This window comes from Pantoea sp. CTOTU50773 (genome assembly GCF_032082325.1).
Lineage (GTDB): Bacteria > Pseudomonadota > Gammaproteobacteria > Enterobacterales > Enterobacteriaceae > Pantoea > Pantoea communis.
Genome location: NZ_DAMDQC010000022.1, coordinates 14,831 through 41,311, shown reverse-complemented (window position 1 = coordinate 41,311; position 26,481 = coordinate 14,831). Strand labels below are relative to the sequence as shown.

The window sequence follows — 26,481 nt, the reverse complement described above, 5'->3', positions numbered from 1 at the left end:
TTGTACTGATTATTCTGCGTGATCCCGGCGCTGGCGCCCACGTGATAAGGATGATCGTGCCACAGGAAAGTGTATTCGTTGACCGAAGTGACATTGCGCTGAACCACCTCGCGCGCCTGGTCAACGTGACTGTTCGGTAGCAACACGCCAAAATCATCGCCGCCCAAACGCGCCAGCAGATCGTTGCTGCGCAGGTGTTTTTGCATCAACTCCGCCAGTTCACGCAGCAGGGCGTCGCCTGCCGCATGACCTGCGTTGTCATTCACCGCTTTGAATTTATCCAGATCGATAAACACCAGCACATGCTGAGTGTTGTTGGCCGCAGCATCGTTCACCACGCGTTTGAGTTGCTGTTCAAAGCTATGGCGATTCGGTAGCCGCGTCAGCATATCGTGTGAAGCACTGTAGCTGAGGCGTTTCATCATTTTGCGTGATTCACTGACATCCTGAATAACCATCACCGCACCGATGCTGGCGCCGGTGAGGGTTTTCAAAGGGGTAATGCTGTAGTGAATTTCCACCTGCACACCCTCCGGCGTGTGCAGCACCAGCTCTTCTTCCAGGTCGGGTGAGGTTTTTATGCCCGGCAAGTTACACAGCAGTAAATTCTCTACGCGCGGACCGTTAGCACCACGCGTGATATTTAACAGCTCGCTTAACGCCACTCCCGCCGCTTTTTCCTGAGGCCAGCCGCTCAGCGTTTCGGCCACCGGGTTCATAAAGGTCACGCGCATCTCATCGTCGGTACTGATCACCGCTTCGCCAATCGAATCGAGGGTGATCGCCATACGCTCTTTTTCCTGGAACAGCGCTTCGTTGAGCGCGCGCAGTGGTGTAATGTCCTGACAGATGCCGAGCATGCGTTCGATTTGACCATCCTGGCTGAGAATGCGGTTAGCCTCGGTGCGCACATAGCGCGAGCCGCTGGGCAGATTGACACGGTATTCCATATGGAAAGCGCTGCGCCTTTCAATCGCCTGCTGCACGATCAGCGCGGCCGTTTCGCGTTCTGTTGGTTCCATCAGATGCAACCACACGTCATAGGTGGGCACCTGATGCGGACCGAGCGCAAATAGCTCGTACATGCGCTTGTCCCACAGCATCTCACCGCTCAGCAGGTTCCACTCCCATACGCCGATACCGCCCGCCTCGTTAGCCAGCGTGATGCGTTCCATCAGGCGGCGATTCACTTGTTCACTCTGTTTGAGTTCAGAAATATCGACTATCTGCGCAATAAAATAGAGCGGCTGGTCTTCAGCATCGCGCACCATAGAAACCGTGAGGCGCGCCCAGACAATTTCGCCATCTTTGCGGAAATAGCGCTTCTCCATGGTGTAGCTCATGATGTCACCCGCCACCAAACGCTCCAGCTGTTGCAGGTCGCTGTTGAGATCATCAGGATGGGTAATCTGCTGGAAAGTGAGTTTTTTCAGCTCGTCAGCCGGAAAGCCCAGCGTGTGACATAGCGATTGATTGACCTGCTGCCAGCCGCCATTGGGCGACACCAACGCCATGCCAATCGCCGAATACTCCATCGCATGGCGGAAGCGGGTCTCCTTCTCGCTGATATGATGCTTTTCGCGCTGGAACGCATCCATCACCAGCGCCATCACATGACTGGGTAGCAGCACTAACAGGAATGGTAACCAGTTGCTGACCTGGCCGAGTAACAGACCGGTCTGTGCCAGGTTAACGAAACTGAATGCCAGCAGAATGGAGATAAAACTGGCATTGAGAAAGAACAGTAAAAAGGCTTCGAACTTCGGTAGCCGCACCGCGCACCAAAACAGGATCACCACAATAAAGGTGAACTGCCACGGCAGAAAACGCAGCGACAAATAGCTGGCGAGCAGGGTGACGAACAGTGTCAGCAGCGTTTCCAGCTGACGACCGGGGGTGATTAAGTGACGCAGCGGTTTGTTGGGCCATAACAACAGCACGGGGCCGAATGCCAGCACGCCAATCACTTCGGAGATCACCCAGGTAGAAAAGAAGGGCAACGACGCGCGATGGCCCACCTGCAGCATCCAGACCGCCACCACACCGCCAATAAGTGGCGCTATTAAACCGGCGCAGACGGCAAATCGCACCCAATCGAGTAGCGAATTCAGGGGATTTCTGCGATCCAGCAGCGCGCGCAGCATCAAACCGCCGAGAATCGCCTGCAGCATATTCAGGATGGAAAATTTAAGGTTGCTCAGCGCCGGACCAATGACGATTAAATTGGCCAGCGAGGTGCCAATCACACAGCTGAGCAGCAGCAACGGAACATGTTTTGAGGGGGCGCGAAAAACCACCACCGTCATCAGGGCGGTGGAGTACCAAAGCGGGGAAATACGTCCGCTTACAACGATAAGTTCGAGACAAAACAGCGTCAGTAAAAAGGCTAATGCTCCCAAAAATAGAGCATTGAGCCATTTTCTTTGCGGTCGATCCTGTGAGGTCAATATTTCGAGGGTCATGCACGAATCCAGCAGCGCGCATTCGTTACAGGTCGAAAAATGCGCCAATCATTCTCTGTTTTGCATGCTAGCACATCTGCATCAGATGTCTGCGCAGAATCTAGTTTAGCCCTGATTCAATGAAAGTTTTGGCCCTGACAGAAAAATGATTAATCGCGGAACAGATCGGCGCGCGTATAGGGTTTTTCCAATCCGGCAAGATGGGCGGAAAAACGTTCAAGAAATTGCTGCGTGGTGGCAACGCGGCCATGACTCATCAACACCAGCGGCACCAGCAGGGCGACACACACTTGCGCCAGGCTGAAGCCCTTCAGAGCGGTGCGGCGCTGTGTCAACAGGAATGCACTGCTCAGCGTAAAGCCCAGCATCAGGCCGGTGAGCACTTCACTGAAGGAGTGCGCGTGGATCACGAGGCGAGACAGGCCGACCATCATCGGGATCAGATAGCCAATACCAATGGTGAATGCGCGCCAAAAGGTGGGGAAGCGGCCCGAAACCAGCCACATCATCACCGGCCAGAGCGTTGCTGACATGGCACTGTGGCCGCTGAATCCGGTGAAGTTAAATCTGGCGCTGCCAATGCCAAACCCGAGAAACAGAATTTTAGACAGGCTAACCAGCAGGCCCGCCAGGCCAAAAGCGAGCAGCCAATACCAGACAGTTTGGCGGTTGTCGCTTTTCCACGGCAACACCAGCGCGATAATCACGGCGGTCGGGATCAGCAACATGCTGTCACCAAAATAGGTCAGGGTTTTCCAACTCATATTTTTCCTTGGGCTTTATTGAGTCAACCTGGGGGGTACACCACTCAGGCAGGAGAACAGTGTATCGATTAAGCATCTGGCTGCAAAAGGGGATATTCTGAAAAGCGGCGGGCCCATTTCTCTGGCATCAAACAGGTGAAATACCTATAATTGCCGCCAACTAACCCTCTCAATCGGCCTATTGCGGTTTCGGCTTCAATTGGCTCCAGTTATCAGGTCTTAAAAAAGTATGACTGACAAGTCTCATCAGTGCGTGATCGTTGGCATCGCAGGTGCATCCGCATCCGGAAAAAGTCTTATTGCCAGCACGCTCTATCGTGAAATCCGTGACCAGGTCGGTGACGAGCATATCGGTGTGATCCCCGAAGATGCCTACTACAAAGATCAGAGCCACCTCACCATGGAAGAGAGGGTGAAAACCAACTATGACCATCCCAGCGCCATGGACCACGATCTGCTGTTGCAGCATCTGCGCGCGTTAAAGGCGGGTCAGGATATTGAGTTGCCGGTTTATAGCTACGTTGAACACACGCGCACCAGTGACTGTATTCATCTTAAGCCGAAAAAAGTGATCATCCTTGAGGGCATTCTGCTGCTGACCGATGCGCGTCTGCGTCAGGAGATGAACTTCTCCATCTTCGTGGATACCCCGCTGGATATCTGCCTGATGCGTCGCATGAAGCGCGATGTGAATGAGCGTGGTCGTTCCATGGATTCGGTGATGAGCCAGTATCAGAAGACCGTGCGTCCAATGTTCCTGCAGTTTATCGAGCCTTCCAAACAATACGCTGACATTATCGTGCCGCGTGGCGGGAAGAACCGCATCGCCATCGATATTCTCAAAGCCAAGATTAACCAATATCTTTGAAAATACTGCGTCCGGATGGACGTGACGCGTGAAGGTTGTCACAACAGTGGCGACCTTTCGCTACACTTAAAGCATGGAGACTCTGCGATGAGATTATGCGATCGCGACATTGAAGCCTGGCTCGACAACGGTAAACTGGCGATTGATCCGCGCCCACCGGTTGAGCGCATTAATGGCGCAACCGTGGACGTGCGCCTCGGCAATCAGTTCCGCACCTTCAGTGGTCACACTGCGCCATTTATTGATTTGAGTGGTCCAAAACACGAAGTCAGCGCCGCACTGGATCGCGTAATGAGCGATGAGATTGTGCTGCCGGAAGGGGAAGCGTTCTTCCTGCATCCGGGTGAGTTAGCGCTGGCAGTGACGCTGGAATCGGTCACGATTCCGGATGATCTGGTGGGTTGGCTGGATGGCCGCTCCTCGCTGGCGCGTCTGGGCTTGATGGTGCACGTGACGGCACACCGTATCGATCCAGGCTGGCAGGGCCGCATTGTGCTGGAATTCTACAACTCCGGAAAGCTGCCGCTGGCGCTGCGTCCGGGTATGCTGATTGGCGCATTGAGCTTTGAACCGTTGTCTGGCCCTGCGGCACGCCCTTATAACCGCCGCGAAGATGCAAAATATCGTGGTCAGCAGGGTGCCGATGCCAGTCGTATCGACAAAGACTGATGTTCGCCTAAATGATTCAACGTGCGGCAAAGCGGTAAGAGGGTGAATCCCCGGTAGCTGGCATCAGTGTGTGACTGGGGTAAATGAACGCAGCCAACGCCGCTGCAGCATGAAGAATGACGGTGATGAGGGATTATGAGAAGAGTGATAACGACGCTGGCCATCCTGTTAGTGGTGGTCGTGGCGGGCATGACGGCACTGGTGTTGCTGGTCAATCCCAACGACTTTCGTACCTATATGGTACAGCAGGTAGAACAGCGCAGTGGTTATCAACTTGAAGTCAGTGGTGGCCTGCGCTGGCACGTCTGGCCGCAACTCAGTATTCTCGCCGGGCGCATGAGCCTGACCGCACCTGGCGCCAGCCAGCCGATGGTCACTGCAGAAAATATGCGTCTGGATGTCAACCTCTGGCCGCTACTGTCGCATCAGCTAAGCGTCAGCCAGGTGATGCTTAAAAATGCCGTCATTCGTGTTACGCCAGACAGCGCCGCCCAGAAACCGAGTGGTGCACCGGTGGCGCCCACGGACGCGGAACCGGTGGTGACGCGCACCAATGGTTGGTCATTCGACATTGCTAAACTGCGCCTCGCCGACAGTCTGCTGATCTGGCAGCAGCCCGGTGGCGATGAATATAACTTCCGTAATCTCAATCTCAACCTTGATCAGGATGCCAGCAAAAATGCCAGCATCGAACTCGCCACGCGCATTTCACGCAATCAGCGTAATGTTAGCGTTAACCTTAAAGGGCAGATGAATGTGGCGCAGTATCCGCATCGGCTGGTGGGGCAGATAGAAGAGATGGATTACACGCTGGACGGCGCTAACCTCCCGCCGCAGGGCATCAAAGGGGCGCTAAGCGGGCAGGGTGAGTGGAATGCCGATAAACAGCAATTCTCGTTGCAAAAGATGCAGCTGACGGCCAACGACAGCACGCTGGATGGCAGTGCCGAAGGGCGTTTAATGTTGCCGCAGCAGCTCAATCTGGCTTTACACGCCACGACATTGAATCTTGATAATCTGATGGCCAGCGCGCCCGCCAGCGACAACAGCACCCCACAGCACGCCAGCGTGACGCGCACGCCGGTGATTGCTGAACCACGCACGCGTACCAACGCTGACTCGCCGTTAAATCTGATGGATTTAACGCTGAGCCTGAATGCGGATTCCAGCGTGTGGCGCGGATTGACGCTGAGCAATCTGCAGATCGATGCCAGCAATCAGGAAGGGTTGATGACCCTGAACAAACTGCAGGGGAAAATTGGCGATGGGCACTTCTCGATCCCGGGCAGCATTGATATCCGCCAGCCGGTGGCCAAAGTCGCCTTGGAGCCGGAGATCGAAAACATCGCCATTGCACCCTTAATGAAAGCGCTGGAGCTGCCGGAGAGTTTGCAGGGCACGGTCTCCCTGAAAGGCGATCTCAGCGGCACGGGCCTGAGCGTGGATGAAGCGAAGCGTAACTGGCAGGGTAATGCCGAGCTGGAGGCCACCAACCTGCAACTCGCCCAGCTTAATCTGCAACAGATGGTGCGCCGTGCCGTGGCGCGCGTGAGCAATAGCGTGACCAATGATGAGCCGGACGATCAGGGGATTCAGCAGCTGAGCGGTCGTATTAGCCTGAATCAGGGCAAGGTTGTCATGCCAGATCTGCAGGGTGGCAGTAACCGGCTGGCAGTGCAGACCAAAGGCACGGTTGATGTGGTGAACCAACAGCTCGACGTCACCTTCAATATGATGCTGCGCGGCTGGAAAGGCGACGATAAGCTAGCGACTCTGCTCAATGGCCAGGCAATTCCACTGCGGATGTACGGTGGCTGGAACAACTTGCAGTACTCACTGCCGGTTGACGATGTGGTGCGCCAGCAGTTGCAGAGTGAAGCGAAGTCGCGCCTTAACGAGTGGCTGGATCGCCAAAAGCCTGCGGTGCAACAACCTTAATCCACGAGAAATGCCGTTATGCCGGGTTTGATTGGGCGTAACGGCGTCTGTTACCTTGCCAGCTCGGGCGCGGGCACAATCTCCACTTTCTGTACCCGATGATTTTCCACCTGCAGCGTGCGCAATAGATAATCCCCTACCTGTAACTCTTCTCCCTCTTCAGGCACATGTTGCAGGCTGTCCATTAATAATCCGGCCAGCGTGTGATAATTACGTTTCTCATCCAGTGGCAAATGCACATAGGCTGCCAAATCTTCCAGAGGAATATGCCCGTTCGCCACCCAACCGCCATGCGGCAACGGCTGGATATCATAACGCGCATCAATCTCCTCACCTTCATTCGGCAGATTCCCGGCGATGGTTTCCATTAGGTCACTCAGGGTGACCACGCCTTCCACCGATCCAAACTCATCGACCACAAACGCAAAATGGGTGCGGGCGTGGCGGAACTGCTCCAGTGCCTGCAATAACGTCAGGCGTTCGGGAAAGATCAGCGGCTGTTTCACCAAAGCACGTAAATCGAGAGAATGGCTGTGCAGCGACTGATGGAGCAAATCAATCACATGCACCACGCCGAGCGGATCGTGCCCGCGTTCGGTAATCAGGATGCGGGTGTGCTGATTGTTATCCAGCTTAGCCATGATCGCGGCCGGATCTTCACTCAGGTCGATGTGCTCAATATCGTGGCGTGACGTCATGATGCTGCTGATGTGCCGCTGCCCTAAACCGAGTACACGGGCAATCATGCGCCGCTCCTGGCGATTGAATAATGCACCTTCATCACTGTCGCTGATCAATGAGGCGGTATCGGCGTCCAGTTCGGCGCGCTGGGCTTCACCGCGCAATATGCGCAGCACGGCTTCAGAGGTACGCTGGCGCAGCGGGCGTCCGGCGGTGAGGAAGCGGCGGCGATTAAACAGCGCCAGTTGATTAAACATCTCGATCACGATTGAGAAACCAATCGCCGCGTAGAGATAGCCCTTCGGAATAATAAAGCCGAGGCCTTCCGCCACCAGACTGAAGCCAATCATCAGCAGGAAACTCAGGCAGAGGATCACAATGGTTGGATGACCATTCACAAAGCGCGTGAGCGGCTTACTCGCCAGCAGCATGAGTAAAATGGCAATGGTGACCGCCGCCATCATCACCGGCAGTTCGTTCACCATGCCTACAGCGGTAATCACCGCATCAAGCGAGAAGATGGCATCCAGCACCACAATTTGCGCGACCACTGGCCAGAATTTAGCACCGTTCTTACTTTGACCGCTCTCTTCGTCGCTGCCTTCCAGACGACTATTGAGTTCCGTCGTGGCTTTATAAAGAAGAAACAGCCCGCCGGAGAGCAGCAATAGATCGCGGGCGCTGAAATTGTGCTGGAACAGGGTAAATAGCGGTTGCGTGAGAGTCACCAGCCAGGAAAGCGATGCCAGCAACACCAGTCGCAACAGCAACGCCAACAGCAAACCGATTACGCGCGCCCGGTCACGCGCCGCAGGCGGTAACTTTTCGACCAGGATGGCAATAAAAACCAGATTATCAATACCCAGCACCAGCTCGAGAACGATTAGCGTGACTAACCCTGCCCAGAGCGACGGATCGAGGATCCACTCCATCATGCTTTCATCACCTGAATGTCTGAAAATGCGTTTTGTCTGATGATAGTGAATCAGCAGGCAAGGTACAAATGAGGCAAATCGCGCGATGTCACCCTGTTGCCCTGAGTTTTAGGCATATTCTGAGAAGGTACATTTCGTCGATAAGATGAATGTATGGATAAACTTCACCGCATCGTGATAGTGACGATTAATTCTAATATTCACGCGCAAGCGTACGTTTTTAATGCGAAGCAGTCCGAAGGTGAGTATCGAATTATTCTGAATTTTACGCAGGAATGGGCTGAAAGGGATGGCATCAATACTTATGGCTGGTAGTCTTTTTCCTAAAATAGTGCAGGGGACACGGGGCCTACTTGTAAACAAGCCAGTAATAACTAGTATAGCAACGTGTTAGTAAATGTCTGCGCCGAAGTTGTTAATAGCGCGCTGTTTAGCTTCTTAATGTTATGAATTGTGATCGTGCACGGGATTAGCCTGCCGCTGGCTAAGAATAATCTCAGTGAATGCGATGAAAATAGATGCGATTGCAGCGGTATTGGCAGCGACAGCCAAGGGCGGTAGCGTGCCTGAAGTGCTTTTCTCCGTTCAGATTAGGGCTAAATCGTGGCAAGGGAAGTCAGACTAATCTGTTGGTATTTATTGCAATTCTTTGGCTTTACTAAAAAGAGAATTGGCATAAACACCGGAGCGTTTGCCGCAGATTGCCTCCCCGTTAGCAGTGGATATATCGCTCATTTATTACACAGGGCAGAGGCGTTAGGGATTAGGGAAATAAAATAAAAGAGTTAAATATGCGCGATAACCAAATTACATATAAAAGTCTCCTCACTAAAATTTTACTGGCGTGCTCGGATTTAATTTGTTTCAACGCGGCATTGTTTATTGCTCTGGCGGTGATTAATTCGTTCACAGATTCTCCACTGGCAGATATATCTGAAAAATACCTGCACTTAAAAATCGCCACCCACGTTTGTTTATCGATTATTTGCGTAGGCTGGTTCTGGGTTCGCCTGCGTCATTACACCTATCGCAAGCCATTCTGGTTTGAGCTGAAAGAGATATTTCGTACCATTCTTATTTTTTCTGTCATCGATTTGTCAATTTCAGCATTATCGCAATGGCAGATGTCGCGCTTTGTCTGGGTGACCACCTGGATTCTGGCGTTGATATTAATTCCGCTGGCGCGCGCCATCTCTAAACGCGTACTAAATCACTTCGGTATGTGGAAAAAACAAACCATCATCATCGGCAGTAGCCGTAATGCTGAAGAAGCCTGGCAGGCGCTGCAGAGCGAAGAGGTGATGGGGTTTGATGTCATTGCGTTCTTCGATGTTGATGGCAGTTGCCCGCAGGCCAGCATCTCTGGCGTACCGGTACTGCACAATGAACAAGAGCTGTGGCAGCTGACGCACAGCGAAACCCAGTTCATCGTGGCTGTGGAGTTTGAACAGAGCCAGCATCGTGACAACTGGCTGAAAATGCTGGCAATGCATAACTGCCGTTCAGTCTCAGTGATTCCAACTCTGCGCGGCGTGCCTCTTTACGGTACCGACATGGCCTACATCTTCAGCCATGAAGTGATGATTCTGCGCGTGAACAATAATCTGGCGAAACGCACTTCGCGCTTCCTGAAACGTGCTTTCGACATCGTCGGCGCACTCGGCATCATTATTGCGCTGTCACCGGCGCTGCTGGTCCTCGGCTTTATGGTTGGACGCGATGGCGGCCCACCGATTTACGGTCATGAACGTGTCGGCCTGAACGGACGTAAATTCAAATGCCTTAAATTCCGTTCGATGGTGATCAACTCGAAAGAGGTGCTGGAGGAAGTCCTGCGCACCGATCCGGTCGCTCGCGCCGAGTGGGATAAAGATTTCAAACTGAAGAATGACCCGCGTATTACCAAAGTTGGCCACTTCATCCGTAAAACCAGTCTGGATGAACTGCCGCAGCTGTGGAATGTGGTACGCGGCGACATGAGCCTGGTGGGCCCACGTCCAGTGATTGAAGACGAACTCTGTCGTTATGCCGGTGATGTTGATTATTACCTGATGGCGAAACCCGGCATGACGGGATTGTGGCAGGTTAGCGGTCGTAACGACGTTGACTATGAAACGCGCGTCTATTTCGATTCGTGGTATGTCAAAAACTGGTCGCTGTGGAATGACATCGCGATCCTGTTTAAGACAGTGGGTGTCGTACTGAAACGCGATGGCGCTTATTGAGAGTAGAAGGGCAGGGGACGAAATCATTATCCCCGTCTGAAATGCCGGTGCTGGGAGTGCCTTAACTGACAACTGCCATTATCGAGCCTGAATAGAGTCGGTGCTTTGCCGGCAGGGTAATCACCGACTTTAATTGATGTCGTCTCAGGGCACGGTGACAACATAAAACCAAGGGAGCGCATGATAATGACCCACAGTTTCAGTGTTTAACCCGTCAGTTTTATTTTTTTATAAGACGCTACACAGCGGCGTTTTCGCCTCTATCAATCATTAACTGATAGCGAAGAATCAGATGATAATGAAAATTAAATTGATACCTTTACTGGTATCCGCAACTTTTCTCTCCGGGTGCACCATTGAACCAGGTTCGCACCTTTCCACTAGCGGAAAAGATGTCATTGAGCAACAGGATAGCAACTATGACATCGATAAATACGTGAACGTCTTCCCGCTGACGCCGCGTCTGGTTGAACAGATGCGTCCGAAGCCTCTGGTTGCGCAGGCCAACCCGGCACTGCAGACCGAAATTCAAAGCTACGAATATCGCGTGGGCATTGGCGACGTGCTGAACGTCACCGTATGGGACCACCCGGAGCTGACCACACCAGCGGGTCAGTATCGTAGCGCCAGTGACACCGGTAACTGGGTACAGGCCGATGGCACGATTTTCTACCCGTACATCGGTAAAGTGCGTGTAGCCGGCCGCACCGTGACGGAAATCCGCGCTGAAATTGCGCGCCGCCTGGCGCAGTTCATTGAAAGCCCGCAGGTGGATGTCAACGTCGCAGCCTTCCGCTCACAGAAAACCTACGTGACCGGTTCGGTGACCACCTCTGGCCAGCAGGCGATCACTAACGTGCCGTTGACCGTACTTGATGCCGTCAACGCCGCAGGTGGCTTAGCAGCCGATGCAGACTGGCGTAACGTGGTGCTGACGCACCAGGGCAAAGAGCAGCGCATTTCGCTGCAGGCGCTGATGCAAAACGGCGACCTGAGCCAGAACCATCTGCTGTATCCGGGCGATATTCTCTACGTCCCGCGTAACGATGACCTGAAAGTCTTCGTGATGGGCGAAGTGAAACAGCAATCCACGCTGAAAATGGACCGTAGCGGCATGACGCTGGCCGAAGCGCTGGGTAATGCGGCCGGGATGGATCAAACCACGTCCGATGCTACCGGTGTCTTCGTTATTCGTCCTATTCGTGGTGCGAACCGCACCAAGATCGCCAACATCTATCAGTTGAATACCAAAGATGCGGCATCGATGGTGATGGGGACTGAATTCCAACTGGAGCCGTACGACATCGTCTACGTCACCGCCACACCAATTACCCGTTGGAACCGTGTGATTTCTGGGCTGCTGCCAACCATCGTGGGTATCGACGATGCAAGCTCCGCAGCACTGCGTTTCCGCAACTGGTCTAACTAAGGTTTCAGTATGATCAAGTCCGTGTTAGTCGTCTGCGTCGGTAATATCTGCCGCTCCCCAACAGGGGAGCGTCTGTTCCAACGCGCGCTACCTTCAACTCGGGTGGCTTCTGCAGGGCTAGGCGCTCTGAAGGGGTTCCCGGCAGACCAGACCGCCAGCGACGTTGCCGCCGAACATGGCGTGTCGCTGGAAGGCCATCATGCTCAGCAGTTAACGGCCAGTATGTGCCGTGACTATGACCTGATTCTGGTAATGGAGAAGCGCCACGTTGAGCAGGTCAATCGCATCGACCCAGCCGCACGCGGAAAAACCATGCTCATTGGGCACTGGCTCAATCAGCAGGAAATTGCGGATCCGTACAAAAAAAGTCGCGAGGCCTTTGAAGAGGTCTACGGGTTACTGGAAAACGCTACCCAGAAATGGGTCAACGTACTAAGCCGATAGTTGGGAATACCCATGAATATTAAAAACAAGGTTATGACTGCGCCAAAGGAAGATTCGAGTGGATGGGATCTGGCGCATCTTGTGGGACAGCTAATTGATCATCGCTGGATCATCGTGGCCGTTACCGCCTTCTTCATGTTGGCCGGAACGCTCTACACACTGTTTGCAACGCCTATTTACAGCGCTGATGCCATGGTTCAGGTAGAACAGAAGAACACCGCTTCTGTTCTGAATGAATTGCAGGATGTGCTGCCAACCACGCCAGCATCTGATACGGAAATTCAGATTGTTGAATCGCGTATGGTGCTGGGTAAAACGGTTAATGACCTCGGTCTGGACACCGTGGTGCAGCAGAATTACTTCCCGGTTATTGGTAAAGGTTTATCTCGCCTGATGGGCAATAAGCCGGCGCAAATTGCTATCTCGCGTCTGGAAATTCCACGCTCCATCGACAAGCGTACCGTCGAGCTGGAAGTGACCGGTCCACAGACTTACACCGTTACCAAAGATGGCGATGAGCTGTTCAAAGGTCGTGTGGGTCAGATGGAGCAGCACGGTGATGTCACTATGCTGGTCAGCGGCATTCAGGCTGACGAAGGCACCAGCTTCAACGTCACTAAGCTGAGCGATCTGCAGGCGATTAAAAACGTGCTGGGCGCGCTGACCGTTGCCGACAAAGGTAAAACCACCGGTGTGCTGGGCCTTGAGTTCCAGGATGAAGATCCAGAGCAGGCGAGTCGCGTCCTGAACCAGATCGTGAATAACTATCTGTTGCAGAACGTTGACCGCAAATCTGAGCAGGCTGAGAAGAGCCTGGAGTTCCTGCGCAACCAGCTGCCACAAGTGCGTAGCAGTCTGGATGATGCGGAGAACAAGCTCAACGCCTATCGCCGCCAGAATGAATCGGTGGATATGTCGCTGGAAGCGAAATCGGCTCTCGACTCATCCGTTAGCGTGCAGAGCCAGTTGAACGAACTGACCTTCAAAGAAGCTGAAGTGTCACAGCTCTACACCAAAGATCACCCGACTTACCGCGCGCTGCTGGAAAAACGCAAAACCCTGGAAGACGAGCAGGCAAAACTGAACAAGAAAATTGCCGGTATGCCGCAAACCCAACAGGAAATTCTGCGTCTGACACGTGATGTGCAGTCAGGTCAGGAAATCTACATGCAGTTGCTGAATCGCCAGCAAGAGCTGGGAATCAGTAAAGCCAGTACCGTGGGTGATGTGCGCATCATCGACCGTGCGGAAACCGCCGGTAGCCCGGTGGCACCGAAGAAACTGTTGATTATTGCCGCCAGCTTTATTCTGGGTCTGATTCTCTCTGTGGGTCTGGTGCTGCTGAAAGCGCTGTTCCATCACGGTATTGAGAATCCTGAGCAGCTGGAAGAGCTGGGCATGAACGTCTATGCCAGCGTACCGCTGTCAGAGTGGCAACGTAAGAAAGATACCGAAGCCCTGGCGCGTCGTGGTCACAAAGAGAAGAGTGACCCACATAATACGCTGCTGGCGTTGGGTAATCCGACAGACCTCTCCATCGAAGCGATTCGCAGCCTGCGTACCAGCCTGCACTTCGCGATGATGGAAGCCAAAAACAACATTCTGATGATTACCGGTGCCAGCCCGGGTATTGGTAAAACCTTTATCTGTGCCAACCTGGCGACCCTGGTATCGAAAGCAGGCCAGCGTGTGCTGTTCATCGATGGCGATATGCGCCGTGGTTATACCCATGAGCTGCTTGGTTCGGAAAACAAAATGGGTCTCTCCAATGTGTTGTCCGGCAAGAGTGAGTTCTCACCGGCCATGATTCAGAAAGGCGTGTACGGTTTTGATTTCCTGCCACGCGGTCAGGTACCACCGAACCCGTCTGAACTGCTGATGCATCGTCGCATGAGTGAGTTACTGGATTGGGCGAGCAAGAACTACGACCTGGTGTTGATTGATACCCCACCGATTCTGGCGGTGACCGATGCTTCCATCATCGGTAAGTTGGCCGGTACGTCGCTGATGGTGGCGCGTTTCGAAACCAACACCACTAAAGAGTTGGATGTCAGCTACAAGCGCTTCGCGCAGAACGGTATCGAGATTAAGGGCGTCATCCTTAACGCAGTGGTACGTAAAGCGTCGAATGCCTACGGTTATGGCTACGACTACTACAACTACGAATACGGCAAAGAAACCAAAAGCTAAGTAAAACTCAGGGGCGGATTATCCGCCCCTTTTTATGGTGCGTTTTGCACCGCGAAAATACACACAGCACAAACTTTCATAGGAACCTCCGTGATGGAACGCAGCAGCTCAATTAGAAAGAGAAATAACGGTATGATTTTTCAGAACACAGCCGATTCCTTTCTGAGGTCTGTCCGCGCTACCGTTAAATCTGGAACAGCTGTTTAAGAGGTGCTGGCAATGCAGGACATCCGCTTCTCAATTGTAATTCCCGCGTATAACGCGTCGAAATCAATTGTCACGACGCTAGATTGTGTCAAAGCGCAAACCTATCGCAATTTTGAAGTCATTATCGTCGATGACAAATCGGCTGATGCAGACGAACTGGCGCAGGTCGTACGCAGTGAGCGTTATCAGGATCTGGACATCAAGCTGGAACTGTCCCAGATCAAACTGAACGGTGCGGGCGCCCGCAATAAGGGTATTGAACTGGCTGAAGGCGATTTCATTAGCTTCCTTGATGCCGATGATGAGTGGGCTGCCGATAAGCTGCTGACCGTGCACGACACCATTAGCAAACTGGAGGCACAGGGCAAATCGCGCTATGTGATTTTCAGCCAGGTAAACATTCATCAGGACGGTAGCTTCCTGAAAGTAATGCCGATGCAGCCGCCGGGCAAAAACGAAACCGTGGCGGAGTATCTGTTCGGCTGTTACGGATTTATTCAGACCAGCACCATTGTGCTGAAGCGCGAAGATGCCGACAAAATCCGTTTTGATGCACGCTACATTCGCCATCAGGATTATGACTTTTGCATCCGCGCCGATCGTATGGGCTACGAGTTTGTGATGATTGATAAGCCGCTCGCCACCTACCATCTGGTGACCAAATTTGGTTCCAAACACAAAGGCGAGTCGGTGAAGTACTCCTTCTTTTGGCTGGACACCATGAAGCCGCACCTCACGGCACGTGACGTCCATACCTATAAGGCGTTCAAGCTGCCGCTGCGCTACAAGATGGATGGTAAATCACTGCAGGCGAGCCTCAGTTTCGCGCGCTACTTCTTCCTGACCAATCGTGATAACCGGGCTTATTTCCTGAATCGACTGTTCGATAAGGTGAAGTCTCGCTTCTCTGGCGGGCGAGCCGTCTCCTGATTCACTTTATAAAAATTTCACTTGCTCCCGCACAGGGAGCAATTTTTTGGTTCCTGACACTCCGGGTATGCAAATGACAAATCATGTTGGCACCGTCGGTATCGTGATGCCGATGTATAACGCGCGTAAAACGGTATTGCGTGCGGTAGAGTCGATCGTCAATCAGACCTATAGCGACTGGCATCTTTATTTAATAAATGATCAGTCCACCGATGATTCGCTGGCCTATGTACGCGAACACTGCACTGATGCGCGCATCACCATTCTTAACAATGAAGTCAACCTCGGTGCGGCGGAAACACGTAACGTGGGTCTGCGTGCCGCGCAAGAAGAGATTATTGCGTTTCTCGACAGTGACGACGAATGGCACGTCGATAAACTTGCCGAACAGACTGCGGCGATCGCGGCGGGTGATGATTTTGTCATCACGCATTATCACTACAAAACCAAAACCGCCGACCACGATATTCTCTACAGCAAACCCTATCTGCAGCAGGAAAACTTCGTGAAGAAGCAGTATCGCGTCTGCTTCTCTTCCGTGTGTTTCCGCCGTCCCCCTCAGGGCATCTTCTTCCAGCGTAAAGGGCATGAAGATTTCCTGTTCCTCTACGAACTGTTCCTCCGCTACAAGCAAGCTCGGGTGATCCAGAAAACGCTGGTCAACTATTACGAGCTGGGCGATTCATTGTCTCGCAACAAGAATAAAGCGGCGAAATGGCACCTCGAATTATTAAGAATTATCTATAAAAACAATCCGTTAAAAATCTATTACTATTACGGCTGGTATATGGTGAACGGCGTTCTCTTCACCCTGAAGCATCGTTAAGACCCGGCATCCTTCGTGTTGTTACGACGTGAGCAGCACGAAGGCGTTGGGCCTTAAGTTCACATTTTGAGGTGGAAAGCGTTTTATGAAAAAGATTGTTTTAGTGATTAAGGATGCCTACTCCTACGCGGGCACAGAAAACATCTGTAATTTCATGTCGGAGTGCCTCGGAGAGCAGCACGCCGTCACCATTTATTCGCTGGAAGGACACGGCAAAACCTTTTATCCGTTCAATCGCGTGAAAGAGATCGTCAGTTTTGAAGGGCACAGCAACCCGATTAAAAGTGCCGTGGCAAGCATTCATCAGCAAGGCTTTGACAGCGTATTTCTGATCAGCATGGGTCGCCTGAGCGTGATGTTCGCCTTCTGGAACCTGATGGCGATGAAGAAAAAACGCTTTAAAGCCTACGCCTGTGAACACATCGCGATTAACTCCTTCAGCAAGCCGATCAAAGCGCTGAAATGGATGCTGCTGCGCTATTACGACCAGGTCATCGTGCTGACGGACAAAGATCATCAGGTGTTCAGCCGCTGGAATATCGCCAGCAAGCAGATCCCCAATCCGGTGGTGTACAAGGCGTTTCAACGTCAGACCCGCAGCCGTCAGGCGCTGGCGGTCGGTCGTCTCGATAATCAAAAAGGCTTCGACCTGCTGCTGGATATCTGGGCCGACTTCAGTAAAACCCATCCTGAATGGAAGCTGGTGATCGCGGGTGACGGCGAACTGCGTCAACAACTGCACGATCAGGCTGCGGCGTTGGGCATTACCCATAGCGTTAACTTCGTCGGCAAAGTCAGCAACATCAACGATTACTACCGTGACAGCGACATGGCGCTGATGACCTCGCGTTATGAGGGCTTGCCACTGGTGCTGCTCGAAGCGAAATCCTGGTCATTGCCGGTGGTGGCTTATGACTGCCCAACCGGCCCGCAGGAGATTATCAATCACGGTGAAGATGGGTTCCTGGTGCCGATGAATGACAAATCAACGTTCCTGGCGCGCATGGAACAGCTGGCCAGTGACGATAGCCTGTTTTACGCCATGAGCGAAAAAACCAAAGAAACTGCGCTGAAGTTTGACGGTAACCAGATCAAACAAAGCTGGCTAGCCCTGGTTTAGCCAAATAATTCATGCCGCAGGAAGGCGGCAAATGCTTGAGTCCCCGTGAGCTTACTTGAGTAAGTGACAGGGGCGAAGGCAGGCAGCCAACGCCCCTGTGGCGTGAAGTATGACGGCTAAATGCCTCCGGGATCACATTTATGGCTGTTACGCAGCCCCATGACCACGGGATTGAAAGCATGAAAAGAAGAGAAGTCTTGCAAACTGCAGCCTCCTCCATTGTTGCCGCGCTCTCAGTGAGCGCATTTTCCAGCTATGCGGCAAAAAGTGGTCAACCGGCTTTGAAAGCTGTCGATCCGTCCAGCGTACCGCAGGGCGATGTACCAATTTTAACGCCAGAAAATGTCTACACCATGCCACCACAGTTTTGGCAGAACTTTGAGGGCAAATTGTGGATCGGGCAGGCCGGTCAGGATGCCAGCAAAGCGGGCAATCAGATTCCAGTCTTCCTGCGCGATGCCAGCGGTAAAGTGTCACAAATCAGCCAGCCTATTGCGCTAAATAAGGGCAACTTCGCGCAATTCATTCACGATAATGCAGCGTTGATCGCCAATCCTGCTCACTCCATGGTGGTGGAAGACGATCAAGGGAATACGCTGTTTTCGATTGCAGATGTTTCACGACCGAATCCGAGTAACTTTAGTCAACGTCTGGCGCAGCCGAATGGCTATCAGCTGATTGGCGAAATCCCGTCGGTTGAGGAGTTAAGGAAAACGCGTCCGCTGTTCGCGGGTGCCAAAATCAAGCTGAAAAGCTGGCATGAAGGCTTAGAAGTGGGCGGCGGGGAATTCGTTGGCGCTTTTGGTGACGGCAAAGATGATGGCGGCGTTATCTTCAGTGGTAAAGGCTTCTATTGGCGTCGCGTGGTTGAAGATTTTAACCGCCTGACGCTGTTCGATTTTGGCGCTATTGCCGATGCCAAAACCGATGCCGCACCGGCGATAAAAGCCATGTATCAATGGTCAATTGATGCCAATCAGCAGATCTGTGTGCAGTTCCCGGCAGGCAATTTCTTCGTCACCGAGTGCGATTTCGGTAATGAAGAACGACGCTACTTCCGTATCTCCGGCGCGATGGTCAATTTTGGCTATTTCCCGGCGACCACGCTGACTTCAGACGGTCGCTCTGAATTCCTGTTCCAGGTGAACGCGCGTTGGACTGAAATCTCCAATCTGATTTTCAACGGTCAAAACGACAAGCGACCGAATAAGCAGGGGCTGTTCCGCAACACGTGTCCCGGCGGGCAATTTTTCCGTGGTGCCTGCCTGCGACTCAATCAGGTTGGCGGAGTGTCTTTGAGCTTACTGGATACGCTGGATTGTAAAATCGACCAGTGGTACGCCAATGCCTGTACCGGTGATGTGATCAAAGCCAGTTGGTCGGGCCAAAAGGCGGGCGCCTGGGATCACAGCACGGCGATTGAACTCTCCAACTTCAACGCCCAGCACTGTAAAGGCGGTAAGGTGTTGAATCTGCCACGTTGCAGCCAGTCGATCATTCATAACGGCTGGATCGAGCACAGTGAGTTTCCCGGTGACATTTCCAATGGGCAGTGGATTATCGATGCGCTCAGCATTGAAGACTGTAAAAATCCGCTGATTGCGCACAACTCGCGACTGAACATGCGCCAGACCAACCTGCAGGCGGGGAGTTGGATCGACAACTCGATGGAAGGCGAGCGTTGGCTCAACATCTGGGAGATGGGAACCACGCGCGTGGAATCTTACGGTGTCGCCATCGATGGCAGCCTGAAATACAACTACATCACCTCACGCTTCCGCCTGGCGAATAACACCAACCAGGAAACCTGGTTTGAACTTGGCAACTTCTACTCACCTACGGTGGGAGACAGCTGGGAGATAGAGGTGTTTGGTCAATCGCAATTCAATAATGGCACGGCTAATCAGCCCTTAATGAACGTCATTGATGGTAAAGGCACCGGCGGCCGTGCGGTTATTCATCTGCAACGCAAAACCAAAAATGCGGAAGCCAGCTGGTCTGCCGAAGGCAGTTCACCCGTGGTGGATGTCCGCTTTGAACCGCGCTCAGAGACGGACACGAAAGTGTTCGTCAAGCTGGCTGGTTGGACACCCACCACCGCTATTTTGATTAAAAGCACTGCCAAGGACCGCTTCCTCACCGGACGCTGTGCGCGTGTGGATGCCACCATGGCACAGGGCAGTCCTGCCAGCGGCAGCCAGCAAGCACCGCAGCGCTTCAGTCTGCACAACGGTAAAGCGGGTATAGGCGGCAACGAGCAGGGCGATCTGCTGCTGGCCTCGCGCGCGCTGAAACCGGAGCAGGTAGATACGCGTGAGCCGAAAGGATTTGTCTCGGTGGTGATTAACGGCGAACAGGTGGCGTTACCCTATTTTGCGGTGAAGTCGTAATGCACTAACCGGAGAGGACGCAGCCGTTTGCGCCCTCTCCGGGAAAGGTTGGGAGCGGCCTGCAGGTCGCCCGTTTGAGGACAGATTTTCTATTTTGGGCATTGTTCCCATTGCAGTTTTAAAACACAGAGTTCACTTTGCCCGTGCAGGAAATGACGTGGCTTGTAAAAAATTAAAAAAATTTTTCTGGAGTGTTTATGAAGATTTTATTGGTGGGAAATCATACCTGTGGAAATCGTGGGGATGGCGCGATTTTACGTGGACTGATCGACTCTTTGCAGTCTGCGCGTGGCGACCTCGATATTGATGTGATCAGTCGTTATCCAACAAGCTCCGGGTACTTATTGCAACAGGATATCCAGCAGGATTCCTTGTTTCTGCATAACAGCAAATCAGCGAAAGGGCTGGTGGGCAGCGTTAAACGTAAAGTGGCCAACCGCCTGATGCCCGAAATCATGATGGCGCATCTGGGCAAGGGTGGCCTGTACAAATCGTTCTCTGTGCCGCCACATCTGGCGCAGTTCACCAAAAGTCTGGAACAGTATGACGCCATCATTCAGGTGGGCGGTTCCTTCTTCGTCGATCTTTATGGTGTGACGCAGTTTGACCACGCGCTCTGTGCATTGATGGCGAAAAAGCCGCTGCACATGGTCGGTCACTCCGTGGGACCCTTTGAGAACCCACGCGTGAATGCGCTGGCCAATTTCGTGTTTGATCGCGTCGACAGCCTGGTGCTGCGTGAAGAGGTCAGCTTCGATCGCCTGAAACAAGACGGCGTCACCACCAGCCGCGTGAAGAAGGGCGTCGATACCGCCTTCCTGGTGAAAGCACGCGATGTGGAGAATCCGAGCCACAACCTGCTGCACTGGAAAAACATCATCAGCGCGCGTAAAACCATCGCCATCACCGTGCGTGAACTGGCACCGTTCGATAAACGTCTCGGCGTGACGCAGAAAGAGTACGAAGCGGCCTTTGGGAAAGTCATCAATGCGATGATTGCTGAAGGCTATCAGGTGGTGGCTTTCTCTACCTGTACCGGCATCGACAGCTACGCCAAAGATGACCGGATGGTGGCGCTGACGCTACGCGACCACGTCGAAAATCCCGAGCATTACCATGTCATCATGGACGAGTTCAACGACCTCGAGCTCGGCATCCTGCTAAGCCATTGTCACCTGACTATTGGCACCCGCCTGCACTCCGCCATCATTTCCATGAACTTCGGTACCCCAGCCGTGGCCATCAACTATGAGCACAAATCGCTTGGTGTGATGAAGCAGCTTGGACTGCCGCAGATGGCCACCGACGTGCAAAGCCTGATGGATGGCTCGCTGATCGACAAAGTACAAACCGTGCTGGCCGATTACGACAATGTGAAGCGCAAAGTGGATACCGCGGTGGCGCAGGAGCGTGAAATTGGTAACCGCATTACGGCAGAAATTCTCAACGTGCTGGGGTAAGTGATGAAGCTGACCTTTTTCACCATGCGTTTTCCGGTTGCCTCTGAGACGTTTGTCCTCAATCAGGTAACGCATTTCATCGATGCAGGCTATGACGTGGAGATCATCTCCGTGTTTCCGGGCGATATGATCAATCGCCACGCCGCGTTCGATGATTACAATCTGGCGGCGAAAACTCACTATTTACTGCCGGAAGAGAAAGTTTCGAATCTCGATAAGCTGACGCAGCGCATTGGTTTGATGCTGCCGAAAATCGCGAAGCCGGCGTTAATTAAATCACTCAACGTCGGCCGCTACGGCCAGCAGGCGAAAAAGCTGCTGCTGCCCGCGATTGTTGCTAACGCGAAGCAAACCTTCACCGCGGATGTGTTTCTGGTGCACTTTGGTTATGCCGGTGCGCTGGCCAACAAACTGCGTGAGCTCGGCGTGCTGAAAGGCAAGCAGGCGACGGTGTTCCACGGCGCGGATATTTCGCGCCGTCACATTCTCGAAGAGCACAAGCTCGATTACGTCAACCTGTTCAAACAGAGCGAGTTGATGTTACCCATCAGCCATTTGTGGGAGAACAAGCTGATTGAGATGGGTTGTCCACGCGAGAAGGTGCACGTGACGCGCATGGGCATCGAGCCTGAGAAGTTTAACTTCAGGCCGCGTGAGGCGTTTCATCAGCCGCTGCGAATTGTTTCGGTCGCGCGTTTGACCGAGAAAAAGGGCTTAGACGTGGCGGTAAAAGCCAGCGAAATTCTGCGCAACAACGGTGGGCAGTTCGAGTTCACCATCATCGGCAACGGTGAGCAGGACGGCATGATGCGTGAACACATCGCGCGTGCCGGACTGGAAGCCTTTGTCACTATGCCTGGTTTCAAGCCGCAGGAGGAGATTCGTCAGGCGTTGAATGATGCTGATATCTTCCTGCTACCGTCGAAAACCGCAGCCGATGGCGACATGGAAGGCATTCCGGTGGCGTTGATGGAAGCGATGGCGGTGGGGCTGCCAGTGGTTTCGACCTATCACAGCGGCATCCCGGAGCTGATTCAGAACAACGTCAGCGGCTGGCTGGTCTCCGAAAACGATGCCGAAGAGTTGGCTGACACGCTGCTGCGTCTGTCACGCGGTGATGTCGATGTCGCGCCGGTCGTGGCTGCTGCGCGACACAAAGTGGAAACCGAGTTCAATCAGCACATCGCTTATGGCGAGCTGGCTAAAATTCTGGAGCGCATGGTGTGAGCGGATTAAAAAAACAGGCCGTCTGGCTGTTTGGCAGTACCTGCTTCGCGGCATTGCTGCAGGTGTTACAGCTCAGCGTTCTGGCGCGAAAACTGGAAGCGCATGAGTTGGGTTTATTAGCCATTATCAACGCCATTCTGGCGGTGGCAACGGTGTTGCAGGATATGGGGATGAGCAGCTACATCGTGCATCGCCAGGACATCAACCGCCGCCAGCAGAGTACGATTTATTGGGTCAACGTCTCACTCAGCTTGTGTACCGGCTTGATTATGCTGGCAATTGCCTTCCCGGTGGCGTGGTTCTATCACCTGCCTGAATTGACCGGGCTGATCATGCTCACCAGCCTCAACTTCCTCGTGCTGGGACATCTGTCGCAGTATCAGGCGCATTATGTGAAATCCAAACGTATGGTGACGCTGGCGAAGATTGAGATGGCCACCAAGTTGTTCGCGTTCATCTGTACCGTGGCGATGCTCTACTTCACTTCGCTCACGGTGGCGGCGGCCATCCTTGGGCTGTTCATCAATGCCTTTACGCGCATCCTGTGCATGATCTACTTCGGGGAGAAGTCGTGGCGTCCGACGTGGGAGTTTGAAGGGGCGACCTTCATCAGCGCGGTGCGTTACGGCATTTATCAGCTGGGTTCTCAGACCATCAACCAACTGCGTACCCAGGCGGATGCACTGATTGTGGGTAAAGTGATGGGCGCGGAGATGCTGGGGATCTACTCGCTGGCAAAAGAGTTGATTCTGCAGCCACTGAAACTGGTATCGCCGGTGATTAACCGTCTGGCCTTGCCGCGTTTCGCCGAGAAGCAGCACGATCCGGAGCAGCTGAAAAATCTGTTCCTGAAAGGCACCTTCGTCATCATGTTGTTCAGCAGCGCGATGTATCTGGCGATTGGCATTCTGTCTCCGGTCATCGTACGCGTGCTGTATGGCGCATCGCATGAGCAGGTTTACCATCTGATTCCGCTGATGCTGCTGTTCGGCATGCTGCGTCCGATGGGGGGCTTAACCGGCGCGATTTCCCAGGCGAACGGCAAGACTAACGTCGAGTTTTACTGGAATATTGTGGCGAGTCTGGTGGTGGTCGTGGTACTGGCGACAACCTACATCTGGCCGAACGTACTGTATGTGGCGTTGACGCTCTCCATTTCGCAGGTGCTGATTTCTGCTTTCGCCCATCCGTTCTTTATCAAGCCTGTGATTGGTATCCGCTTTATGCCGTATGCCCGCCAGTGGGTTTCGGTGTCGGTGGTGTTTGTCGGCCTGATGATGCTGGTGAATCACTTCAATCTGTTCGTGATGCCGGAATGGTTTGAGGGCTGGCTGTAAGTTTTAGGATAACGACGCTATCAGCGCGGGTATGAGCTTTGAGCGAGTGCCCGCGCCAAAATCCCCCTCATCCATTCTGCAAATCAATGGTCTTATCCCCAGTGCTTTTTCCATCAATCTCCCACTGTTTTTCAGCAGTTTAGCCGGTTCATTTTCCGTGTCTCAGGCGAAGCGGCAGCCAGGCGTTTTGGCGATTTTTGATGTCGTGACAGAGAGTTAGTGTCGGATTTTCAGATAAAGATTATACTTGCTGCACCGGCCGATCCTGCATAATCGACCCCACGTATTCACTTCATGAAATGGAATAAATATGACCAAGCTTAAAGCAGTAATCCCGGTTGCGGGTCTCGGTATGCATATGCTCCCTGCAACAAAAGCTATCCCGAAAGAGATGCTGCCAATCGTCGATAAACCGATGATTCAATACATCGTTGACGAGTGCGTAGCGGCGGGCATCAAGGAGATTGTGCTGGTCACCCATGCTTCCAAAAATGCAGTGGAAAACCACTTCGACACCACCTATGAGCTGGAAGCGCTGCTTGAAGCACGCGTAAAACGTCAGCTGCTGAGCGAAGTGCAATCAATCTGTCCTCCTGGCGTAACCATCATGAACGTGCGTCAGGCGAACCCACTGGGTCTCGGCCACTCTGTGCTGTGTGCACGCCCGATGATCGGGGATAACCCGTTCGTGGTGGTACTGCCAGATGTGCTGCTGGATGACTCAACCGCTGACCACCTGCGTTATAACCTCGCGGCGATGGTGGCTCGTTTCGAAGAAACCGGTCACTCACAGGTGCTGGCGAAACACATGCCGGGCGAAGACCTGACCGAATACGGTGTTCTGACCACTGAACAGCCGATCGATAACCCAGGCGACATCAGCACCATCACCAACATTGTTGAAAAACCAGAAGCGGGCCAGCTGGACTCAGACCTGACTGCGGTCGGTCGTTATGTGCTGTCTGCGGACATCTGGCAAGAGCTGGAAAAAACTGAGCCGGGTGCATGGGGCCGTATCCAGCTGACCGATGCCATCGCGTCACTCAGCAAGAAGAAACCGGTTGATGCACAATTGCTGACCGGTACCAGCTTCGACTGTGGTAAAAAAATGGGCTACATGCAGGCATTCGTTTCTTACGGTCTGCGTAACAACTCTCAGGGTCGTGATTTCCGCGAAGCTATCCAGAAAATTCTGGCGAAATAATCCATTCTCATGCCGCGCCGCTTGCGCGGTTTAAAGGAGTACACATGGCTATTTTGGTAACGGGCGGAGCAGGGTACATCGGCTCCCATACGGTGCTGGCGCTGTTAGAGCGCGGCGACGACGTTGTGGTCCTGGATAACCTTTGCAATGCTTCGCGCGAGGCCGTCAATCGCGTGGAGAAGTTGTCGGGCAAGAAAGCGGTGTTCGTTGAAGGCGATATCCGCGATCGCGCGTGCCTGCGTGACTTGTTTGCGGCCAACGACATCTCTGCTGTGATTCACTTCGCGGCGTTGAAAGCCGTGGGTGAATCCACGCGCATGCCGCTGGAATACTACGAGAACAACGTGGCAGGCACTGTGGTGCTGCTGGAAGAGATGCGCGCTGCAGGTGTGTGGAATTTCATTTTCAGCTCATCAGCGACGGTATACGGCGCCGATGCACCGGTTCCTTACGTGGAAACCACGCCAATCGGTGGCACCACCAGCCCGTACGGCACCTCTAAGTTGATGATCGAATTCGTGATGCGCGACTTCGCTAAAGCTGACCCGAATTTCAAAGCCATCGCGCTGCGCTACTTTAACCCGGTTGGCGCGCATGAGTCTGGCGAGATTGGTGAAGACCCAACCGGCATCCCTAATAACCTGCTGCCGTATATCGCGCAGGTGGCGATTGGTCGCCTGGAGAAGCTGGGCGTGTTTGGTGATGACTACGACACGCCAGACGGCACCGCACAGCGCGACTATATCCACGTGGTGGATTTGGCCGAAGGGCACCTGAAGGCGCTGGATCATCTGCCGAAAGTCTCCGGTTACAAGGCGTATAATCTTGGCGGCGGGGTAGGGTTCTCGGTGCTGGAAATGATTAAAGCGTTCGAGAAGGCTTCTGGTAAGGCGATTCCGTTTGAGTTTAAGCCGCGTCGTGATGGCGATCTGCCGGCGTTCTGGGCGGATGCAAGTCTGGCGAACACCGAGCTGGACTGGCGGGTAACGCGTGGGATCGATGCGATGATGCGCGACACGTGGAACTGGCAGAGTAAGAATCCGGATGGGTTTAAGTAACTCTCGATGAATTGATCAAAACCCGGCATCTGCCGGGTTTTTTTATGGCTAAATTATCTAACATTATGGGTGCCTATTTTTTAATCAATCGAGTGATTTTAGACACAGATTATTCCT

At 53.2% G+C, this 26,481-nt stretch carries 19 protein-coding genes; 16 read left to right on the top strand and 3 right to left on the bottom strand.

What is annotated here, in order from left to right; genetic code table 11:
• Together RT340_RS05750 and RT340_RS05745 are read right to left on the bottom strand one after the other, a co-directional pair.
• Window positions 1-2,462: diguanylate cyclase (locus RT340_RS05750; RefSeq protein WP_313374711.1), on the bottom strand; the 2,462-nt coding region annotated here is incomplete at its 3' end.
• 149 nt (window positions 2,463-2,611) lie between these two features.
• The gene (locus RT340_RS05745) at window positions 2,612-3,226 is read right to left on the bottom strand and encodes a phosphatase PAP2 family protein (RefSeq protein ID WP_034824832.1); all 615 of its coding nucleotides are present in this window, start codon (window positions 3,224-3,226) and stop codon (window positions 2,612-2,614) included.
• A gap of 229 nt (window positions 3,227-3,455) precedes the next feature.
• Between RT340_RS05745 and udk the strand changes: the two genes are divergently transcribed.
• From udk to asmA, 3 genes are all read left to right on the top strand, one after another.
• A complete protein-coding gene (udk, locus tag RT340_RS05740) occupies window positions 3,456-4,094 on the top strand; it encodes a uridine kinase (protein WP_034824830.1) in 639 nt (212 codons plus the stop codon).
• A gap of 87 nt (window positions 4,095-4,181) precedes the next feature.
• Window positions 4,182-4,763, top strand: a complete 582-nt coding sequence (gene dcd / locus RT340_RS05735) for a dCTP deaminase (protein WP_034824828.1) — start codon at window positions 4,182-4,184, stop codon at window positions 4,761-4,763.
• 135 nt (window positions 4,764-4,898) lie between these two features.
• Window positions 4,899-6,701 carry an outer membrane assembly protein AsmA gene (gene asmA, locus RT340_RS05730; RefSeq protein ID WP_313374707.1) on the top strand — a complete coding sequence of 601 codons (1,803 nt, stop codon included), beginning with the start codon at window positions 4,899-4,901 and terminating at the stop codon, window positions 6,699-6,701.
• Window positions 6,702-6,751: 50 nt separating this feature from the next.
• Here the strand turns inward: asmA and RT340_RS05725 are convergent, their stop codons facing one another.
• Complete coding sequence (locus RT340_RS05725) at window positions 6,752-8,317, bottom strand: TerC family protein (RefSeq protein WP_313374705.1); 1,566 nt, start codon at window positions 8,315-8,317, stop codon at window positions 6,752-6,754.
• Between the two features lie 791 nt (window positions 8,318-9,108).
• Between RT340_RS05725 and wbaP the strand changes: the two genes are divergently transcribed.
• From wbaP to galE, 13 genes are all read left to right on the top strand, one after another.
• A complete protein-coding gene (wbaP, locus tag RT340_RS05720) occupies window positions 9,109-10,542 on the top strand; it encodes an undecaprenyl-phosphate galactose phosphotransferase WbaP (protein ID WP_160868032.1) in 1,434 nt (477 codons plus the stop codon).
• A 298-nt stretch (window positions 10,543-10,840) separates the two neighbouring features.
• Window positions 10,841-11,971 (top strand): polysaccharide export protein, encoded by a 1,131-nt coding sequence (locus RT340_RS05715; RefSeq protein ID WP_153012318.1) that lies wholly within the window; start codon window positions 10,841-10,843, stop codon window positions 11,969-11,971.
• Window positions 11,972-11,980: 9 nt separating this feature from the next.
• On the top strand, window positions 11,981-12,415 hold the full coding sequence (locus RT340_RS05710; RefSeq protein ID WP_211728217.1) for a protein tyrosine phosphatase: 435 nt from the start codon (window positions 11,981-11,983) through the stop codon (window positions 12,413-12,415).
• Window positions 12,416-12,427: 12 nt separating this feature from the next.
• Entirely contained in the window at window positions 12,428-14,605 is a 2,178-nt protein-coding gene (wzc, locus tag RT340_RS05705; RefSeq protein WP_160832700.1) for a tyrosine-protein kinase Wzc, read from the top strand.
• A gap of 219 nt (window positions 14,606-14,824) precedes the next feature.
• Complete coding sequence (locus RT340_RS05700) at window positions 14,825-15,742, top strand: glycosyltransferase family 2 protein (protein WP_166932054.1); 918 nt, start codon at window positions 14,825-14,827, stop codon at window positions 15,740-15,742.
• Window positions 15,743-15,815: 73 nt separating this feature from the next.
• On the top strand, window positions 15,816-16,568 hold the full coding sequence (locus tag RT340_RS05695; protein ID WP_160832702.1) for a glycosyltransferase family 2 protein: 753 nt from the start codon (window positions 15,816-15,818) through the stop codon (window positions 16,566-16,568).
• 85 nt (window positions 16,569-16,653) lie between these two features.
• The gene (locus RT340_RS05690; RefSeq protein ID WP_313374696.1) at window positions 16,654-17,688 is read left to right on the top strand and encodes a glycosyltransferase; all 1,035 of its coding nucleotides are present in this window, start codon (window positions 16,654-16,656) and stop codon (window positions 17,686-17,688) included.
• Window positions 17,689-17,867: 179 nt separating this feature from the next.
• Window positions 17,868-20,078 (top strand): phage tailspike protein, encoded by a 2,211-nt coding sequence (locus RT340_RS05685; protein ID WP_313374694.1) that lies wholly within the window; start codon window positions 17,868-17,870, stop codon window positions 20,076-20,078.
• A gap of 197 nt (window positions 20,079-20,275) precedes the next feature.
• Complete coding sequence (wcaK, locus tag RT340_RS05680; RefSeq protein ID WP_034824781.1) at window positions 20,276-21,538, top strand: colanic acid biosynthesis pyruvyl transferase WcaK; 1,263 nt, start codon at window positions 20,276-20,278, stop codon at window positions 21,536-21,538.
• 3 nt (window positions 21,539-21,541) lie between these two features.
• Window positions 21,542-22,765, top strand: coding sequence for a glycosyltransferase (locus RT340_RS05675; RefSeq protein ID WP_034824779.1), 1,224 nt, complete (start codon window positions 21,542-21,544; stop codon window positions 22,763-22,765).
• The gene (locus RT340_RS05670; protein ID WP_045832317.1) at window positions 22,762-24,102 is read left to right on the top strand and encodes an MOP flippase family protein; all 1,341 of its coding nucleotides are present in this window, start codon (window positions 22,762-22,764) and stop codon (window positions 24,100-24,102) included. Before RT340_RS05675 ends, RT340_RS05670 begins: the two co-directional genes overlap by 4 nt.
• Window positions 24,103-24,412: 310 nt before the next feature.
• The gene (gene galF / locus RT340_RS05665; protein WP_313374687.1) at window positions 24,413-25,306 is read left to right on the top strand and encodes a UTP--glucose-1-phosphate uridylyltransferase GalF; all 894 of its coding nucleotides are present in this window, start codon (window positions 24,413-24,415) and stop codon (window positions 25,304-25,306) included.
• A 44-nt stretch (window positions 25,307-25,350) separates the two neighbouring features.
• Window positions 25,351-26,364 carry a UDP-glucose 4-epimerase GalE gene (gene galE / locus RT340_RS05660; protein ID WP_313374685.1) on the top strand — a complete coding sequence of 338 codons (1,014 nt, stop codon included), beginning with the start codon at window positions 25,351-25,353 and terminating at the stop codon, window positions 26,362-26,364.
• Window positions 26,365-26,481: the final 117 nt, after the last annotated feature.

Bases quoted from the DNA above. Each gene is read 5' to 3' on its own strand.
- RT340_RS05675 (WP_034824779.1), top strand. From the start codon at position 21,542: ATGAAGCTGACCTTTTTCACCATGCGTTTTCCGGTTGCCTCTGAGACG.
- galF (WP_313374687.1), top strand. From the start codon at position 24,413: ATGACCAAGCTTAAAGCAGTAATCCCGGTTGCGGGTCTCGGTATGCAT.
- wzc (WP_160832700.1), top strand. From the start codon at position 12,428: ATGAATATTAAAAACAAGGTTATGACTGCGCCAAAGGAAGATTCGAGT.
- wbaP (WP_160868032.1), top strand. From the start codon at position 9,109: ATGCGCGATAACCAAATTACATATAAAAGTCTCCTCACTAAAATTTTA.
- RT340_RS05690 (WP_313374696.1), top strand. From the start codon at position 16,654: ATGAAAAAGATTGTTTTAGTGATTAAGGATGCCTACTCCTACGCGGGC.
- asmA (WP_313374707.1), top strand. From the start codon at position 4,899: ATGAGAAGAGTGATAACGACGCTGGCCATCCTGTTAGTGGTGGTCGTG.
- RT340_RS05700 (WP_166932054.1), top strand. From the start codon at position 14,825: ATGCAGGACATCCGCTTCTCAATTGTAATTCCCGCGTATAACGCGTCG.
- RT340_RS05710 (WP_211728217.1), top strand. From the start codon at position 11,981: ATGATCAAGTCCGTGTTAGTCGTCTGCGTCGGTAATATCTGCCGCTCC.
- udk (WP_034824830.1), top strand. From the start codon at position 3,456: ATGACTGACAAGTCTCATCAGTGCGTGATCGTTGGCATCGCAGGTGCA.
- RT340_RS05685 (WP_313374694.1), top strand. From the start codon at position 17,868: ATGAAAAGAAGAGAAGTCTTGCAAACTGCAGCCTCCTCCATTGTTGCC.
- RT340_RS05695 (WP_160832702.1), top strand. From the start codon at position 15,816: ATGACAAATCATGTTGGCACCGTCGGTATCGTGATGCCGATGTATAAC.
- RT340_RS05715 (WP_153012318.1), top strand. From the start codon at position 10,841: ATGAAAATTAAATTGATACCTTTACTGGTATCCGCAACTTTTCTCTCC.
- dcd (WP_034824828.1), top strand. From the start codon at position 4,182: ATGAGATTATGCGATCGCGACATTGAAGCCTGGCTCGACAACGGTAAA.
- galE (WP_313374685.1), top strand. From the start codon at position 25,351: ATGGCTATTTTGGTAACGGGCGGAGCAGGGTACATCGGCTCCCATACG.
- RT340_RS05725 (WP_313374705.1), bottom strand. From the start codon at position 8,317: ATGATGGAGTGGATCCTCGATCCGTCGCTCTGGGCAGGGTTAGTCACG.
- wcaK (WP_034824781.1), top strand. From the start codon at position 20,276: ATGAAGATTTTATTGGTGGGAAATCATACCTGTGGAAATCGTGGGGAT.
- RT340_RS05745 (WP_034824832.1), bottom strand. From the start codon at position 3,226: ATGAGTTGGAAAACCCTGACCTATTTTGGTGACAGCATGTTGCTGATC.